Raw genomic sequence first — 16,502 nt, forward strand, 5'->3', positions numbered from 1 at the left:
ACATCACTCAATTTAGCTAACTAAAAATGGGCTGCCTACTACTTTATTAGTTCTCTGCTGCATAGGTAGCTGCTGATGACAAAGGTACTTATAATCATTCTCCTCTTTCTTCCCTATAAAGAAAAAGCCTTCAAACCCACCGTCTTTGATAGCAGGGGACATCACAATAATCTCAGGAAGCTCAACAAGCCTTTCATACTCTTTGAGAAAAATATGTAACTGTCCATACCTTAACGGCTTCTTACAAATAATAGAATCTCTTAAAAATGGGTATGCATAAAGCCCGGAAAATTTCTCGACTTCATACTCGTATGAAGTGCCATCCCACTTACACATACCCGGTCGTACCAGTTCAACTTGAGCAAAAAATGATATGCAATTATTCGCAAACCCTTCTAAGCATCTTTCAGCATGCCGCAATGTTCTAGCAGCCTCGTCGGGTGTTGGGTAAACACCATGGCCCAACTTGGAATTTCTTAAATCCTTTGCTTCGACCAACGCTGGCAACGCTCCAAAGATGGGCCCTTCTTCCTCTAAAAAACCCTCCCAATAAGTATACCCTTGCGTCCCTTTTTCACCCTGTTTCTTTTTAACAACCTTATTCAGATCTTGAATAAAGTGAACCCAGAAGCCGAACGACCCACCAGACCTAGAAAACTTATTTTCGTTGGTTTTAATAACACTCGAAACATCTAATCCCAAGTCATTTAGCATAGAAATCAAGGCAGCACAGTAATATTGAGCAGAGCACTCAAGAAACTTGAGTATTACCTCATATCTTTCTTTATCCTGACCGCTATTTGTATTGCCTTGATGATGCAGAAGATTAGCGAGAGGGTATGGTAATACATCAATTAGCTGGCCAATAGCACCTTGTCTATTGTTTGAAAAATGTCTTATATGAGGATTCAACCAAACATTTTCTCTTAATCCTTTGAGACTAGCCACTTGCTCGTCAACATCATCTATGAAAGAAACCATTTCATCTTGTGTATCAAGATTGGGCACGGGCAACTCAACTCCCATAAGAGTCTCGTAATCAAGCACTCTGCAGCCAAGACCTTTAAAATCTTCAAGCACACCTTTCTTCCATATGGGGCCGTCAAGAACCATCTCAAAATAATCTTTGGAAACAACGGTCTCGTCAATTTTTAGTAATAAAGCTCTGCTTGACGAACCCAAACCAACCATCTTTTCGCTAGCAAGCAACTCTCCAGTAACGCGAGAAATACAAACATCCCAATCCATATCTTCATTATAAACAGGGCGCGAAAAATCAGAAAACCTTATCCATTCAGCATTCAGCCCCTTTACCATTGGTCTTGTCACATCCCCAATAAAATAAGATGCAAAATTAATTTTATAACCAACAAGGCCAATTTTACCATCATCAGGGTCTTTCTTTCCTACATCTACCCAGCCATCAAAGCCACCCTCTTTTATCCTATTGACAAATTTGTTATCTATTACTTCTCCTATGGGGACGTTAATATACTCGCGCAAACCAATATCAGGGATTTCACCTCCATGTTCATCGACAACTACACTGGCTTCTGGATCGCGTTCGGAAAGCGCATTTAAGATAGCCTTCAGCACCGGGTTCCCAACATTTATGTCTTCAGTCTTTAGCGCGGCCTTTAAGGCTCTGGAGAATGCATCGCGATTGGTGAAACTCTGACCGGGATCCAGAGTAGCGCAGGCGGACTTGATCACCTCTCGTTCGGCCTCAGCGAGCTTCTGGAACTGCTTCTCGTCATCGAGTCGGGCTAAACGCTCGGGGCTGGCCTGGAAGTTGAGGCGCAGCGGGCGCTCCAGTGTGATGCTCCGATAGCCAAAGGCTTCAATAGGGAAAATTTTACTCTCGTCGCTCTCTTCAAAAGCGCCGTAAAGCCGCACGATATCGTCAATGTCGCGGTCGGTGATGTACTGGCGCTTGCTGCCCAGCGACTTGCGCATCTTGCTGGCACGGCCGGTGGCGTTAATCAGCTGCACCTTGCCCTTGCGCTCGGCGGGCTTGTTGTTGGAGAGCACCCATATATAGGTGGCAATGCCGGTGTTGTAGAACATATCGGTGGGCAGGCCGATAATGGATTCCACCAGATCATGCTGCAGCAGGTAGCGGCGAATTTCGGACTCCCCACTGCCTGCGCCGCCGGTAAACAGCGGCGAGCCGTTGAGGATGATACCAATCCGCGAGCCGCCGTCCTGCCGAGCGCGCATCTTGGCCACCAGGTGCATCAGAAACAGCAGCGAGCCATCTGATACGCGCGGCAGGCCGGGACCAAAACGGCCATCGTAGCCGCGATGCTTGTGTTCGTCGGTAACCTGCTTTTGTACTTTTTTCCACTCGACGCCAAACGGCGGATTGGAGAGCATGTAGTCAAAGCGCTCCCCCGCCAGTTGGTCGTCGGAGAGCGTGTTGCCCAGCTTGATCCGTTCGACCTCCTGCCCTTTTACCAGCATATCGCCTTTACAGATGGCGTAAGACTCGGGGTTAAGCTCCTGGCCGTGCAGCGAGACGGTCACGTTCTGGCTAACTTGCTGGATGTACTCGTCGCTCTCGGAAAGAAACCCGCCGGTACCCGCTGTCGGATCATACACGGTGACGATGCTGTTGGGCTTGAGCTTGGCTTCTTGCCCGGTTAGCACCAAAGACGTCGTTAGATGGACGATATCGCGGGGAGTGAAATGCTCCCCGGCGGTTTCGTTGGAGCTTTCGGCGAACTTGCGAATCAATTCTTCAAAGATGCCGCCCATGCCGTGATTGCTCACCCGCGCCGGGCTAAGGTCTATCGCCGCAAACTGCTGCACTACTTTGTAGAGCAGATCATTGGCGCTGAGCTGCTGAACGAAGCTTTCGAACTCGAAATGCTCGAAAATCTCCCGCGCGCTCTGGCTGAACGACTGCACATAGCTCATCAGGTCGTCGGCGGTCTGGGTATCGGAGAGCGTGCCCAGGGATAGCGGCGAGGCATTGAAGAACGGCTGGTCCGCCGCGCGCAACAACAGCTTCTCGCGCACCGCTTCCGGCTTGTGTTGGTGCTGCTCGGCGGCCTGCAATACCTCGGCTTTGGTGGGCGCAAGAACACACTCCAAGCGGCGCAGCAGGGTAAACGGCAGAATAATACGACCATACTGCGATTGCTTGAAATCGCCGCGCAAAAGATCGGCCACCGACCAGATAAAGGCGGCTAACTGGGAGTGACTTTCCGTGTTCAAGGTGCTTCCCCACGCTAAGTAAATATTCGTTAATTGGCGAATATCATACACGCCAACCTGTGCGGTAACAGCCAGGAAGCGCAAGCGAAAATCAAGGAAGTAAGATGGGGGGTCAAACAAGCGGCAGGGAGCCGCCGACCAAGGGACTCATAATCCCCTGCTTTTAGAATAAGCATATAGAATGGTGGGCCCAGTAGGACTTGAACCTACGACCAAGGGATTATGAGTCCCCTGCTCTAACCAACTGAGCTATGGGCCCTAAAGGCGTGCATATCATAGCGAATGTGATGGGACGAGGCCAGCCCCGAGCGAGGCTATATTGCCATGAAAGCGGCACTTTTTGCAGGTGTGGGGGTCTTGAGAGTAGCCCTGGCTTAGGGGCACGTTACAAGGAGATTGGCTTTGAAAGCATTGATCGCATTTTTCACGCTGTTGCTGGCGGTGCCGGCGCAGGCCGATTGGCAGTTGGACCCGGGCCGTTCCACGGTGCAGGCGTCCATCACTCAGCTCGATGGCGAGGAGCCGCAGACCCACCACCACCGGGTACGCGATCTGCAGGGCGATATCTCCGCTGACGGGACGCTGCGCCTGCCGCTCAAGCTCAGCCAGACCGATGTCCTCACCCGGTTTGGCGAGATGCCTACCTGGGCCGAGATGCTGGCCAACACCACCCTGGTGACGCTGGTAGCGCAGATGCCGCCGGAGCGGCTGGACGAGCTGGATATTGGCGAGTCGCTGGTGGACACGCTGACTTTCCGGGTGCAAAGCGACCTGGTCAATCAGGAAGAAAGCGTCCCGCTGCGCTTTACCCGTGAAGGCCTGAACGAAGTGCGCGTTACCCACGCCGAGCCCATGGCAATGGACGGCCGCGCGCTGATGGCCAATGCCACCGTGCGCAGCGTGCTTTCGCTGCTGGGCTACCAGGAGATCGACGAGCACGTGCCGATCACCCTGGATGCGTTATTGGTTAACCGCTAACCGCATCGGCGTCCCCCGCCTGGGCCTCGCCGGTTTGTACCCGCCACTGGGCGGCATAGTGACCGTTGGCGGCGAGCAAGCTCTTGTGCCTACCGCGCTCGGCCACTCGGCCTTTTTCGATCACCACGATTTCATCGGCGTGCACAATGGTGGACAGCCGATGGGCGATCATGATCACCGTACGCCCGTGGGCGATGCGTTTCAGCGAGCGCTGAATGGCCGCTTCGGTTTCGTTGTCTACTGCGCTGGTGGCCTCGTCGAGCACCAGAATCGGCGGGTCTTTCAGCAGCGCCCGGGCAAGCGAAAGCCTCTGGCGCTGGCCGCCGGAAAGCCGCACGCCCCGTTCGCCCACCGGCGTGTCCAGCCCCTGGGGCAGCGTTTCGATAAAGCTCCACGCCTCAGCGGTTTGCGCGGCGTCGATGATCGCCGCGTCATCGGCGTCGGGGTTGCCGTAGGCGATGTTGTCGCGAATGCTGCCTTCGAACAGGTAAACGTCCTGGCTGACCAGCCCGATCGCCTGGCGAAGCGAGTGCATACTAACGTCACGTACCGGCTGACCGTCGACCAGCACACGCCCGCCTTCCGGGTCGTAAAAGCGCAGCAGCAGCTTGACCAGCGTAGACTTACCCGAGCCGGTGGCGCCGACTAGCGCCAGGGTATGCCCCGCCGGGGCGTGAAGGTCTATCCCATCGACGCCGACGTCGCTTGACTTGTAATGAAAACTCACCGACTCGAAACGCACCTCGCCCTGAACGGGCTGGGCTAGCGGTGTGGTGCTGTCGTCTTTCACCGTGATGGGCTCTTCCAGCAGGTCGAGAATCCGCTTGGTGCTGGCCATGGCGCGTTCGAACAGGTCAATCACCTGGGCCAAGCCGGTCAGCGGCCACAGCAGGCGCTGGGTCAAGAACACCAGCACGCCATAGGCGCCCACGTTGAGCGTGCCGTTCAGCGCCATCATGCCGCCGACGGTAAAGGTGGCCAGAAAACCCGCCAGAATCGCCATGCGGATGACGGGAATGAACGCGGAGCTTACCTGGATCGCCCGGCGGTTGGCGTCAACGTAGGCTTCGCTGGCATCGCGCAGGCGCTCGGCTTCGCGGTCTTCGCTGGTAAAGCTCTTGATGGTGGCAATGCCGCTCAGGTTATTGGAGAGCCGGCTGCCCAGGTCCCCCACCTTTTCGCGCACGTCGCTGTAGAGCGGCCCGGCCTTGCGCTGGAAGTAAAACGCGCCCCAGATGATCAGCGGAATAGGCGTGAACGCGAGCAGCGCGATCAGCGGCGAGAGCACGAAAAACACCGCGCCTACGGCCACCACGGTCACGCCCACTTGAATCAGCGCGTTGGCGCCGCCGTCTAAAAACCGCTCCAACTGGTTGACGTCGTCGTTCATGGTGGCGACCAGCTGGCCGGAGCTTTTCGATTCGAAGAACGCCATGTCCAGCCGCTGGGCATGCTCGTAGGCATCCTGGCGCATATCCGCCTGGAGCCGCTGGGCCAGGTTGCGCCAGAGGATCTGGAACAGGTACTCGAATAGCGACTCCCCCGCCCAGATCACGAAGGTCAACACCGCCAGCATGGTGATCTGCTGCTGGGGCGTTTCAAACCCCAGGCTCGCCACAAAGCTTTGCTCTTGGTTGACCACCACGTCGATGGCCACGCCGATGAGGATTTCGGGGGCGATATCAAACAGCTTGTTGATGATGGAGCACACGCTCGCGGCGATGATCCGCCGCCGGTAACCCTTGGCATAGCGCAGAAGGCGCATCAAGGCCTGAAAACTCTGATTCTGATCGCGGGGCATGGAAGAGGCCACGGGTATTCCTTCCTGAATGATGAGCGTCTAATAACGCGGCCTATGCTAACACTTTCCCCCGTTACGGCTCAGGCATGAGGCCTAGGCACTGGCCCGGCGCACGTTGGCCAGCAGCGGGCTGCCGGTATCAGGGTCGATCATCAACGTGCAGTCGACCTGGTACAGCGTCCGCACCAGCTCAGGCGTCACCACCTCGGCAGGCGCGCCCTGGGCGACGATCTGCCCGTCGCATAGGGCGATTAGATGATCCGCATAGCGACAGGCACTGGCCAGGTCGTGGAGCACCATCACCACGGTACGCCCATGGCAGGCCAGATGGCGCACCAGCTCGAACACCTCGATCTGGTGGCCCAGGTCCAACGCGGACGTCGGCTCGTCAAGCAGTAACAGTGGCGTTTGCTGGGCGATGGTCATGGCGATCCACGCCCGTTGGCGCTGCCCGCCGGAAAGCGCTTCCAGCGGACGCTCGGCCAAGGCGTCAAGCCCGGCGGCGGCGAGGGCATGCTCGACCACGCGCTGATCTTCCGCCGACCACTGGCGCAGCCAGCCCTGGTGAGGCTGGCGACCAAAGCGAATCAGCTCGCTGACGGTGAGCCCTTCCGGCGCCACGGCCTCTTGCGGCAGTAGTGCCAGCTGAGTGGCAAGCGTCCGGGCGGGCAGGCGCTGAATGTCCGCGCCGTCCAGCAGCACCGCGCCGCTTTCCGGCTTGTGCAGCCGGGCAAGGCCCGAGAGCAGCGTAGACTTGCCGCAGCCGTTGGGGCCGACAATCGCCGTAACCTGGCCGCTGGGCAGGCTGATATCCAGCGAGTCAATGACGCGCCGGGCGCCATAGCTCAGGGCGAGCGACTCGGTGGCAAGCGTGGGGGATGGCTCAGCAGGCGTCATGCGTGGCTCCGTTGCGGGCGCATTAGTATCCATAATAACCAGGGACCGCCGATCACCGCGGTCACGATGCCGACGGGAATTTCAATCGGCGCCAGCAAGGTGCGCCCGGCGAGGTCCGCCAGCACCATCACCAGCGCCCCTGCTAGCAGCGACGCCACGAGCGGCACCTGGCGTGAGCTAGCAAGTGAGCGGGCGATTTCCGGGCCGATCAGCCCGACCATGCCCACCGGCCCGGCTACAGCGACCGCCAGCGCGGTCAATACGACAGACAGCATCAGCACCTGAAAGCGGCGCGCCTTGACGTTAACGCCCAGCCCATAGGCGGTGGCGTCTTTAAAGCGCATCAGCGATAGCGGGCGCGCGATAAACCCAGCGGCGATCACGCCCACAGCTAACCCGACGGCAAGCAAGCTTACCGCGTCGCCGGGGCGGGCATTGAGCGACCCGACGGTCCAGGGGTAGGCGGCATTGGCGGTATCGATCGCCACGCGCGCCAGCATCAGCTGGGTGACCGCGCCAAACACCGCGCCCACGCCGATTCCCGCGACGATAAAACGATAGCCCTTTGTGCCGCCGCCCGCCACCAGCCCAAAGGTCAGCGCGGCGGCCGTGGCCGCCCCCGCCAGCGCCATGGCCGGTGGCGCCAGCGAGACCCCCATGCCCACCACCGAGGCCACGGCAAAGGCGGTGGCGCCGTTATCGATACCGATAATCCCGGGTGTGGCGAGCCGATTGCGCGCCAGGGTTTGCATCAGCACCCCGGCAAGCGCAAAGGCGCCGCCGGTCAGGCAGGCCGCCACCAGCCGAGGCAGGCGCAGCTCTTGAACGGTAAACACGCTGATCATCTCGCCTCGGCCAAACAGCGCCGGGAGTACCGCGCTCGGGGCCAGCGCCATGCTGCCCAGGCTCAAATAAAGGACGCAGGCACACAGTAACGCGACACCAAGCCCCGCGCTGACAGCGACGCCACGCCGCTCGATGAGCCGGCTGCAGGCATTACCCCGTGTGGATTGCCAGGCAACACGCCAGTAGCCCGGCGGCGGCGCTACCGGCGGCGAGGGGCGCTCAGCTACAAAGGCCGATGAAGGAAGATCACTTGCGCTCGATTTCATGGAAGTCAACGCCAAAGGTTACAAAGTCGGGAGCCGCCGGGCGCGCACCACCGCGACCAAAACCGGTGCACCGCATAACGCGGTCAGCACGCCAATAGGAAGCTCCGAGGGCGCCACCGCCACGCGGGCAATGACATCCGCCGAGAGCACCATCAAGGGGCCAATCGGCAGGCAGAACCACAGCGTGCGGCGAATGTCCGGCCCCGCCAGCGCCCGGGCGGCAAACGGCACTACCAGCCCGACAAAGGCAATCGGCCCGGCGATCGCCGTGGCAGCGCCCACCAGCAGGGCCACGCAGGCCACCACCAACCAACGGATCAGCCCCGGGTGATGCCCCAGCCCGGAGGCCGCCCGTTCCCCCAATGCCAACGCCGCCAGCGGGCGCGCGATGAACACCACCGCTACGGCCGCGACCAGCATGCTGGGCAGCATCGCCACCACATCGTCGAGGCGGCGTCCGGCGAGGCTGCCAATCACCCAGAAGCGGATGTCATCCGCCGCGCGTTGGTCATACAGCAGCATCAGCGAGGTCAGCGAGCCGAGCAGCCCCGAAAACGCCGCCCCGGCCAATACCAGCCGTACAGGATCACTTCCAACCCCGCGCACCCGCGTCACGCTGAGCACACACAGACAGCCCACCAAGGCCCCCAACTGGGCCACCGAAATACGCAGGGTGGCGGCACTGGCGCCCATGACCAGCGTCAGCGCCACCGCAAAGGCGGCGCCGGCGCTTACCCCCAGCAGGCCGGGCTCGGCGAGCGGGTTACGCGACACCGCCTGCAGCAGCGCCCCCGCCACCCCAAGCGCCATGCCGACAATAATGCCGATCACGGTGCGCGGCGCGCGCAGCTGCCAGACCACGAAACTGGCGTCGCTATCCTGGCTGCCGCCCAGCACCGCCAGGGCACGCAGCGGGCCGACGTTACCAGCGCCAATCAGCAGGCTAACGAGACTCACCGCCACAAGGGCGGTGAGCAGTAACGTCATCTGCGTGCGTTGGTGACCCACGCTCAACGCCATCACGGCAACAGGGCGGCGTCGATATCGTCAAGAATCGCCAGCGCGGCCAGCGGGCCGTTGGCGCTGGTCCATAGCTGGCCGTTCACCGGCACCACCTGCTCGCGCTGAACCACGTCCAGCCGGGTGAAGGCGCTATTCTGCCGGGCCGATGCCAGGGCCTCCTGGCCGTCTTCGTTGAGCGTCGCCAGGAACAGCCAGTCGCCATCCACCCGGGAGAGGTTTTCAAGGCTCAAGATATCGCTGTGCACGCCGCGCTCGCCCACCAGGCCGGCATCTTCCACCGTTAAACTCGCTTGAGCGACCAAACCGGCGGCGAACAGGTTCTTCGACATGACCATCGGCCCGCCCGGCATCCAGCGCACCACAAAGGCCGTGCCGCCTACACCGGCCGCGTCCAGGGCGCTCGCTAATTCTGCGGCGCGCTGGTCAACGGCGCTGATGGCGTCTTCGATGGCGTCCCGGCGATTCAGCGCGTCGCCGTAAAGGCGCGCTTCGGCTTTCCAGTTATCCGGAGCGATCGGCTGAGTGGTCGGTACCACGGTGGGCGCAATGCGTGACAGCAGCTGATAATGCTCCTCAGAGAGCCGAGCGGGCGCCAGAATCACATCCGGGCGCTGTTCAAGCACGGCCTCGATGTTGATTTCGCGCACCACCCCCATGATGGCGGGCCGATCATCACCCAGATGCGCTTCCACGTACTCGGCGACGTTATCGCCACCGCGGGTGGTAACCGCGCCCAGCGGCGTGACGCCCGCGGCCAGCGACGCATCCAGCGCGCCTTCGTAAAGGGTGACCACGCGTTCCGGCGTACCCGTCACCTCCACCTCCCCAAAGGCGGTATCGAGCGTGCGCGCCTGGGCGGCGCTCACCAACAATCCACTGAGTAGTAGTCCCACCACGCCATTGCGTAACGCTGCAGCCCGCATCCGATATCCTCGCTGTTGAACCAGGCGAGGATAATAACGATTATCAGAAGCACTTGCACCAGCCTTCCAGCGAATACGCCGTTCCCCCTTGCGCAACACTGGCGAATTCGCGCTGCCAGGCCGCAACTGTTGCCGAATCTGCAACATACCGTTCCGCTTTGTCGCCTCGTATTTGGGAACTTAAGTTTTTAGACTCTGCATCTCATTTGATAATGCATATCATTAAAACCTGAACGGCTTCATCAAGGGGATACCCATGCCACGCTACACCCGTACCGTTTTGAGCGGCGCCGTTGCGCTCGCCATGTCATCCACCGCAGCGGTTGCCCAGCAGAACGACCAGCTGGACAACATCGTGGTGTCGGCCAGCGGTTTCGAACAGGCCATGGTCGACGCGCCGGCCAGCATTTCGGTGGTGTCTCGCGAGGAGCTCGAACGCAAGCGGGTCAGCAGCATTGCCGATGCCCTGCGCGACGTGGAAGGCGTGGACGTAGGCGGCCAGGTAGGCAAGACCGGCGGGCGCAATATCCGCATGCGCGGCATGCCCAGCGACTACACGCTGATCCTGATTGACGGCCGCCGCCAGAATGCGGCGGGCAGCGTGACCCCTAACGGCTTTGGCGAGACCTCCACGAGCTTCTTTCCGCCGGTCGCGAGCATCGAGCGCATCGAAGTGATTCGCGGGCCGATGTCGACGCTTTACGGCTCCGACGCCATGGGCGGCGTGATCAACATCATTACCCGCAAGGTCGACCGCGAGTGGACAAGCGCCATCGGCGTCGAGAACACCTTCAACGAAGACCGCGACTTTGGCGACCGCCGCGAGATCAACCTCTACACCAGCGGCCCGCTGGTGGAAGATACCCTGGGGATTCAATTACGCGGCCGCTTCCAGGAGCGCGACGCGTCCCATCTCCAGTACAGCGATCAAAACGGTGACCCCATTGAGGTCAGCCAGCGGGGGCCAAGCCCGGTGGAAGGCGACACCTACAACCTGGGCGGCAAGCTGACCTGGTCCCCCACCGCCAATCACGACCTGTGGCTCGACGGCGAAGTGAATCGCCAGCGCTACAACAACGACGACTGCCAGCTAGGCACCCTGGACGGGCGTACCCGCAGCTGCGAACCCGCCCCCGGCACCGCCAACGGCTATGCGGATGAGCTGCGCTTCGAGCGCGAGCAGCTGGCCATTGGCCATACCGGGCGGTTTGCCTCGGGCACGTTGGACTCGAGCCTGATGCGCAACACCACCGAAACCACCGGCCGCACGATTCCCGGCACTCAGGGCGAAGCGTACGCGGGCTTCCCCGGCATTGTCGGCGGCGCCCCGCGGGAGCTGGAAACCACCAACACCGTGTTCGACAGCAAATTCACCCTGCCGCTGGGCAATCACATGACCACCCTGGGCGTGCAATGGTGGGACGCCGAACTGGACGATGGCCTGGCCGGCGAAACCTTCGAGCAAACGACCAGCTCGGTGTTTGCCGAAGACGAATGGCTGCTGCGCGATGACCTGGCGCTCACTCTGGGCGGGCGTTACGACCACCACGATGCCTTTGGCAGCCAGTTCAGCCCGCGCGGCTATCTGGTATGGAACACCACGCCCAACTGGACGCTGAAAGGCGGCGTGAGCCGCGGCTACAAGACGCCGTCGCTCAACGACCTGCACGACGGCATCAACGGCGTCACGGGCCAGGGTACCGTACTGACCATCGGCAACCCGGATCTGGAGCCGGAAACCAGCACCAGCAGCGAGATCGGCGCGCATTACGATAACCAGCACGGCTTTACCGCCAGCGCGACGCTTTTCCACAACCGGTTCGACGACAAGATCGCCAGCGGTAACGATATCCTGGTCACCAACGATCCCTTGATCCCCGACGGATCCTACAGCCAACAGGTCAACGTGGACGAGGCGATCACCCAAGGGGTCGAGCTGTCGACAAGCTACCAGTTCACCCCGGACTGGCGCCTGAGCGCGAACTACACCTATACCGACAGCGAACAAAAGAGCGGCGCGAACGAGGGCGAACCGCTCACCGACACGCCCGAACACGCCGTCAACGCGACGCTGCGCTGGCAGGCCACCGCCAGGCTGGATGCCTGGCTCTCGGCGGAGTATCGCAGCGAGCGCTACCGCAACCGTGAACGCGTGCGCGGCGCGCCTTCCTTTGACGACCTGGGCGACTTCAAAGCCTATTCGCTATTCAACCTGGGCGGTAATTACGCAGTCACCGAGCAGCTTGATCTGAGCGCGACGGTTTATAACCTGTTCGACAAGGACTTCGTCGACTACCAACGCTATGCCTCCACCGACCGGGCGGGCAATCCCCAGACCAGCTACGGCAACCGCTACGCTAACAGCGAGGAAGGCCGTCGCCTGTGGCTCTCGGTGCGCTACGCGTTCTAATCGCCATGTGCGCTTCCGATTCCTTTAACTGGCTTCAATGCTGATCTTTACCCCGGCCAGGCGCCGGGGTTTTTTATGGGAGGCATCCGGCTGCGGCCATGGTGGTCGCCCGGCGACATCTGCTATGTTTTCACCTCATCTTTTGAACAGGATGTGAGCGCTGGAACCTTTACTCAATGGACTCTCCCCTGTCTTGGCGGGGCTTTTGATAGGCAGCTCCTTTCTGACTTCGCTGCTTACGGCCTGCCTGGGGGCGGGTGGCGGGGTGATGCTGCTGGGGGTGATGGCGCAAATCATCCCGCCCCAGGTCATCATTCCGCTGCACGGCATGGTGCAGCTGGGGTCGAATGCCAACCGCGCGGCCATGCTCTTCCGTCACATAGATCGCCGTTTGATCCTCGCCTTTTTACCCGGCGCGGCGGTAGGGGCACTGCTGGGCAGCCTCGTGCTGATCTCGCTGCCGCCTACCGTGCTTTATTTGAGCATCGCGAGCTTCATTCTTTATCTTTGCTGGGGGCCGGCCTTGCCAAAGGTCGCCATGGGTCAGCGGGGGACGGTCGTCGTCGGTGCCGTGACTACCTTCTTATCGCTGTTTGTCGGGGCGACCGGGCCGTTGATCGGCGCCTACCTTAAACAGCTTTACACGCACCGCTTCCAGATCATGGCGACGCTGGCGGCGGTGATGAGCCTTCAGCACGTCATCAAGATGGCGGTCTTTCAGCAGGCGGGGGTCAACCTTGGGCCCTGGCTGCCGCTGGCGGGGGCGATGATCCTGAGCGGCGCTATCGGCACCTGGGTTGGCCTGCGCATCCTGAAGCACATGCCGGAACGCCAGTTCGCCCGCCTCTTTAACGCGGTGCTCACCTTGCTGGCGTTACGCCTGGTCTGGCAGGCGCTGGTCGGCTAACGCCCTGTCGCACTTCTGACCGTAAAAAACGCAAGGGTGGACTCAGCTATACGCAATGGCAAATCATAATGATTTTTATTACTTGCAACTAATGGCACAATGCCCGGTTTCCGTAGTGCGGTGCTTACCATGCATGATTTCGACGAACTCAACGCCTTTGCGGAGGTGATGGAGACCGGCAGCCTCACGCTCAGCGCGCGCAAGCTGGGGCTGGCCAAGTCCACGCTCAGCCGCCGGATCAGCCACCTGGAAGCGCGTCTCGAGCAGCCATTGCTGCGCCGCCAGGCCAACCGGCTGTTGCCCACCGAGGCCGGGCTGCTGTTCCACCGCTACTGCCAGGACATGCTGGCCCTGGCGGCGCGCAGCCATGAAGCGCTGGCGGAATTGCGCGAGGATATCAGCGGCACGGTCACCCTTGAGGTGCACTGCGCGCTGGCCCGGGGCTGGATGGGCCAGATCATGGATACGTTCATGGCGCGCTACCCAAGAGTCGAGCTGACCCTGCGCACCCGCGAGGCGCCGCCCACCTCGCTCAACAGCCATTGCGTGCACGTCTGCCTGGGGCAGGTACCGGAAAGCGGCCTGCATCAGGAACCACTAGGCAGGCTCAGCAGAGGCCTGTACGCCAGCCCCGACTACCTTGCCCAGCAGCCGCTACCCGGGCACCCCCGCGACCTGGCCGACCACGCCTGGATCGACCTGCTGGGAACGACCCGGGACGGCCTGCTGCTGCATCACTCAAGCCACGGCAGCTACCATTTCTATCCGCCCCGTTCGCGCTTGCGGGTCGACCTGACCGCGCTTCACCTGGATGCCATCGCCCGGGGCAAGGGTATCGGCCTGCTGCCTCACTGGCTCGCCGACAAGCGCGAAGCTCATCATCCCGGCGAACTGACCCCCTGCCTGCCTGACTGGAAACCGTCGCCCCTGCCGATCACGCTGCTGTATGCCTACGGCCATCAACCTCGACGGGTACAGGCGCTGCTCACCTTCCTGCGCGAGCAGATGCCCTGTCAGTGGCGGCAAGACGACGTCGCCGCCTAGGTCAGTCAACCGCGACTTGCCAGTTAGTCCGCTTACTATTCACAATAGTCGGCCATTCATTGCCAAGGACGCCCCATGCTGGCGGAACTCTTTGCGGTAATGGCGCCCGTACTGGCGGGTGCCGGCCTCGGGTTTACCTGGGTGCGCCTGGGCCACCCCTACCCGGTCGATTTCGTGACGCGGCTGGTTTTCAACATTGGTACGCCTTCGCTGGTGCTGGCCTCGCTCGCCGGGGCGGAGATAGACGCCAGCACCTTTGGCCGCACCATGCTCGCCACTGCCCTGGTGATCACCTGCATGGCGGCGGCGACGTTTTTGGTCGCCAAGCTATTACGCCGCGACTGGCGCGTTTTGCTGTCGCCGATGATGTACCCCAACACCGGCAACATGGGGCTGCCGGTAGTGCTGTACGCCTTTGGCAGCGCCGGGTTTGTGTACGGTATTACCGTGATGGTCACGGTGTCGCTGTTTCAATTTACCGTAGGCACCATGCTGGCCAGTCGGGGGAATCCGCTCAAGTCACTGGCCAAGACGCCGACGGTCTACGCAATTGCCATTGCCATGGCACTGCTGCTGACGGACACCGAGCTGCCGCTGTGGATCGCCAACAGCGTGGATCTGATGTCGGGCTTTACCGTGCCGCTGATGCTAATCACCCTCGGCGTATCGCTGGCCAGCATTCAGGTCAGAAGCCTGCGTTCGGGCCTGGGATTCAGCCTGGTGCGCATCCCGCTTGCCGCGACGGCGGCCTGGCTGATTGCCGGATGGCTGGGGCTGCCGCCGCTAGCCCAGGGTATTCTGGTGCTGCAAATGAGCATGCCGGTGGCGGTATTCAACTACCTGTTTGCCCAGCGCGCCCAGCGCGAACCGGCCTATGTGGCCAGCCTGGTGTTCTGCTCTACCCTGCTGGCACTGGTGTACCTGCCCCTGATGCTTGCCTGGTTGATGCCGTAGCACGGGGAACCTCTCGGACTTGAAAGCGTCACTGCTTGGTAAACCTTCTATCGATGACTGCCCGGGAGCGTGCTCTATGCGTCGTTTATCTACCCATGCGCTGCGTCAGCGCTGGCTGACCGCTGCCCTTGTCGGTTCACTTGGCAGCGCCTCGGTCAATGCCGCCGAGATGGTCGAGGAACGTATCGAGAGTGACCAGTTGGCCTTTTCCATCGAAAAAGTCGCCGGGGGCCTTGAAAATCCCTGGGCGGTCGCGTTTCTACCCGACGGCCGCTATCTGGTCAGCGAACGCCCCGGGCGGCTCAACCTGATCGATGATGACGGTGGCGAGCGCCAAGTGCTGGAAGGGCTCCCCGAGGTCAGTCAGCGCGGCCAGGGCGGGCTACTGGATGTTGCCCTGCATCCCGCGTTTGGCGACGGCGAACACGACTGGATCTACTTCACCTGGAGCAAGCCCGAGGGCAGTAACAGCCGCTCGGCGCTTTCCCGGGTAAAATGGCAGGGCGACGCACTGGGTGACGTCGAGCATCTGTTTGAACAGAACCGCGCCTCCTCGCCCGGACGTCACTACGGCTCACGCCTTGCCTGGCTGCCCGACGACACCCTGCTGATGAGTATTGGCGACCGCGGCATTGAACCGCCGCGTGCCCAGGCGGATGACGACCACGCGGGTTCTACCCTGCGGCTTACCGCTACCGGCGGGGTGCCCGACGACAATCCGTTTGTCGGTGACGCCACGCTGGATGACATCTATACCCAGGGCAACCGCAACATTCAGGGCATGGTGGTACGGCAGAACGGCGAGCCCTGGGCCACGGAACACGGCCCCAGAACCGGCGACGAACTGAACCGGCTCACCCCAGGCGACAATTACGGCTGGCCCGAGGTCAGCCGGGGCAATGACTACGCGACCAACGAGCCGATTGGCAAGACGTCCAAGCCCGGCATGGTCGACCCGGTGCATGTCTTTGACGGGCGCTTTGCGCCGTCCGGCCTGGCGGAAGTCACCAGCGACGCCTTTGGCGAATGGCAGGGCCAGCTGCTGGCAGGCGGCCTGGGCAGCCAACGCCTGGTCAGGCTACAGCTGGAAGACAATGACGTGACCCAACGCGAAGTCGTCCTCGACGGCGAGCTTGGCCGTATTCGCGACGTGCGCCAGGGCCCTGACGAGGCCATCTACGTGCTGACCGACGCCGCCGACGGCGCCCTGTATCGCTTACGCCCCGTCGAATAG

At 61.1% G+C, this 16,502-nt stretch carries 12 protein-coding genes and 1 tRNA gene; 6 read left to right on the forward strand and 7 right to left on the reverse strand.

Features of this window, described 5'->3' with window-relative positions; genetic code table 11:
- Positions 1–12: 12 nt before the first annotated feature.
- Together QC815_RS00760 and QC815_RS00765 are read right to left on the reverse strand one after the other, a co-directional pair.
- Positions 13–3,303 (reverse strand): N-6 DNA methylase, encoded by a 3,291-nt coding sequence (locus QC815_RS00760; protein WP_309766432.1) that lies wholly within the window; start codon positions 3,301–3,303, stop codon positions 13–15.
- Positions 3,304–3,401: 98 nt separating this feature from the next.
- Positions 3,402–3,478 (reverse strand) — tRNA-Ile (locus tag QC815_RS00765).
- Positions 3,479–3,621: 143 nt separating this feature from the next.
- Between QC815_RS00765 and QC815_RS00770 the strand changes: the two genes are divergently transcribed.
- The gene (locus tag QC815_RS00770) at positions 3,622–4,197 is read left to right on the forward strand and encodes a hypothetical protein (RefSeq protein ID WP_230446118.1); all 576 of its coding nucleotides are present in this window, start codon (positions 3,622–3,624) and stop codon (positions 4,195–4,197) included.
- On the opposite strand, the gene QC815_RS00775 is transcribed toward QC815_RS00770, so the two are convergent.
- The 5 genes from QC815_RS00775 to QC815_RS00795 form a co-directional block, all read right to left on the reverse strand.
- Positions 4,187–5,998: an ABC transporter ATP-binding protein gene (locus QC815_RS00775; protein ID WP_309766672.1), complete on the reverse strand. Its 1,812-nt coding sequence runs from the start codon at positions 5,996–5,998 to the stop codon at positions 4,187–4,189. The two genes, QC815_RS00770 and QC815_RS00775, sit on opposite strands and share 11 nt — an antisense overlap.
- A gap of 93 nt (positions 5,999–6,091) precedes the next feature.
- Complete coding sequence (locus QC815_RS00780) at positions 6,092–6,895, reverse strand: ABC transporter ATP-binding protein (RefSeq protein ID WP_230446117.1); 804 nt, start codon at positions 6,893–6,895, stop codon at positions 6,092–6,094.
- Positions 6,892–8,007 (reverse strand): FecCD family ABC transporter permease, encoded by a 1,116-nt coding sequence (locus QC815_RS00785; RefSeq protein ID WP_230446116.1) that lies wholly within the window; start codon positions 8,005–8,007, stop codon positions 6,892–6,894. The genes QC815_RS00780 and QC815_RS00785 overlap by 4 nt, the downstream gene beginning before the upstream one ends.
- A gap of 18 nt (positions 8,008–8,025) precedes the next feature.
- Complete coding sequence (locus tag QC815_RS00790) at positions 8,026–8,994, reverse strand: FecCD family ABC transporter permease (RefSeq protein ID WP_230446455.1); 969 nt, start codon at positions 8,992–8,994, stop codon at positions 8,026–8,028.
- Between the two features lie 32 nt (positions 8,995–9,026).
- Complete coding sequence (locus QC815_RS00795; RefSeq protein WP_230446115.1) at positions 9,027–9,953, reverse strand: ABC transporter substrate-binding protein; 927 nt, start codon at positions 9,951–9,953, stop codon at positions 9,027–9,029.
- A 256-nt stretch (positions 9,954–10,209) separates the two neighbouring features.
- Between QC815_RS00795 and QC815_RS00800 the strand changes: the two genes are divergently transcribed.
- From QC815_RS00800 to QC815_RS00820, 5 genes are all read left to right on the forward strand, one after another.
- On the forward strand, positions 10,210–12,363 hold the full coding sequence (locus QC815_RS00800; protein ID WP_230446114.1) for a TonB-dependent receptor domain-containing protein: 2,154 nt from the start codon (positions 10,210–10,212) through the stop codon (positions 12,361–12,363).
- Between the two features lie 205 nt (positions 12,364–12,568).
- Complete coding sequence (locus tag QC815_RS00805; RefSeq protein WP_230446113.1) at positions 12,569–13,270, forward strand: sulfite exporter TauE/SafE family protein; 702 nt, start codon at positions 12,569–12,571, stop codon at positions 13,268–13,270.
- 129 nt (positions 13,271–13,399) lie between these two features.
- Entirely contained in the window at positions 13,400–14,314 is a 915-nt protein-coding gene (locus tag QC815_RS00810) for a LysR family transcriptional regulator (RefSeq protein WP_230446112.1), read from the forward strand.
- Positions 14,315–14,389: 75 nt separating this feature from the next.
- Positions 14,390–15,268, forward strand: a complete 879-nt coding sequence (locus QC815_RS00815; RefSeq protein ID WP_230446111.1) for an AEC family transporter — start codon at positions 14,390–14,392, stop codon at positions 15,266–15,268.
- 76 nt (positions 15,269–15,344) lie between these two features.
- On the forward strand, positions 15,345–16,502 hold the full coding sequence (locus QC815_RS00820; protein ID WP_230446110.1) for a PQQ-dependent sugar dehydrogenase: 1,158 nt from the start codon (positions 15,345–15,347) through the stop codon (positions 16,500–16,502).

The sequence above is a fragment of the Vreelandella gomseomensis genome, from assembly GCF_031451645.1.
GTDB lineage: Bacteria > Pseudomonadota > Gammaproteobacteria > Pseudomonadales > Halomonadaceae > Vreelandella > Vreelandella gomseomensis.

What these genes read in the sequence shown, in the direction of transcription:
- QC815_RS00775 (WP_309766672.1), bottom strand. Translation starts at nt 5,998, where the DNA reads ATGCCCCGCGATCAGAATCAGAGTTTTCAGGCCTTGATGCGCCTTCTG.
- QC815_RS00780 (WP_230446117.1), bottom strand. Translation starts at nt 6,895, where the DNA reads ATGACGCCTGCTGAGCCATCCCCCACGCTTGCCACCGAGTCGCTCGCC.
- QC815_RS00785 (WP_230446116.1), bottom strand. Translation starts at nt 8,007, where the DNA reads ATGAAATCGAGCGCAAGTGATCTTCCTTCATCGGCCTTTGTAGCTGAG.
- QC815_RS00790 (WP_230446455.1), bottom strand. Translation starts at nt 8,994, where the DNA reads ATGACGTTACTGCTCACCGCCCTTGTGGCGGTGAGTCTCGTTAGCCTG.
- QC815_RS00795 (WP_230446115.1), bottom strand. Translation starts at nt 9,953, where the DNA reads ATGCGGGCTGCAGCGTTACGCAATGGCGTGGTGGGACTACTACTCAGT.
- QC815_RS00800 (WP_230446114.1), top strand. Translation starts at nt 10,210, where the DNA reads ATGCCACGCTACACCCGTACCGTTTTGAGCGGCGCCGTTGCGCTCGCC.
- QC815_RS00810 (WP_230446112.1), top strand. Translation starts at nt 13,400, where the DNA reads ATGCATGATTTCGACGAACTCAACGCCTTTGCGGAGGTGATGGAGACC.
- QC815_RS00815 (WP_230446111.1), top strand. Translation starts at nt 14,390, where the DNA reads ATGCTGGCGGAACTCTTTGCGGTAATGGCGCCCGTACTGGCGGGTGCC.
- QC815_RS00820 (WP_230446110.1), top strand. Translation starts at nt 15,345, where the DNA reads ATGCGTCGTTTATCTACCCATGCGCTGCGTCAGCGCTGGCTGACCGCT.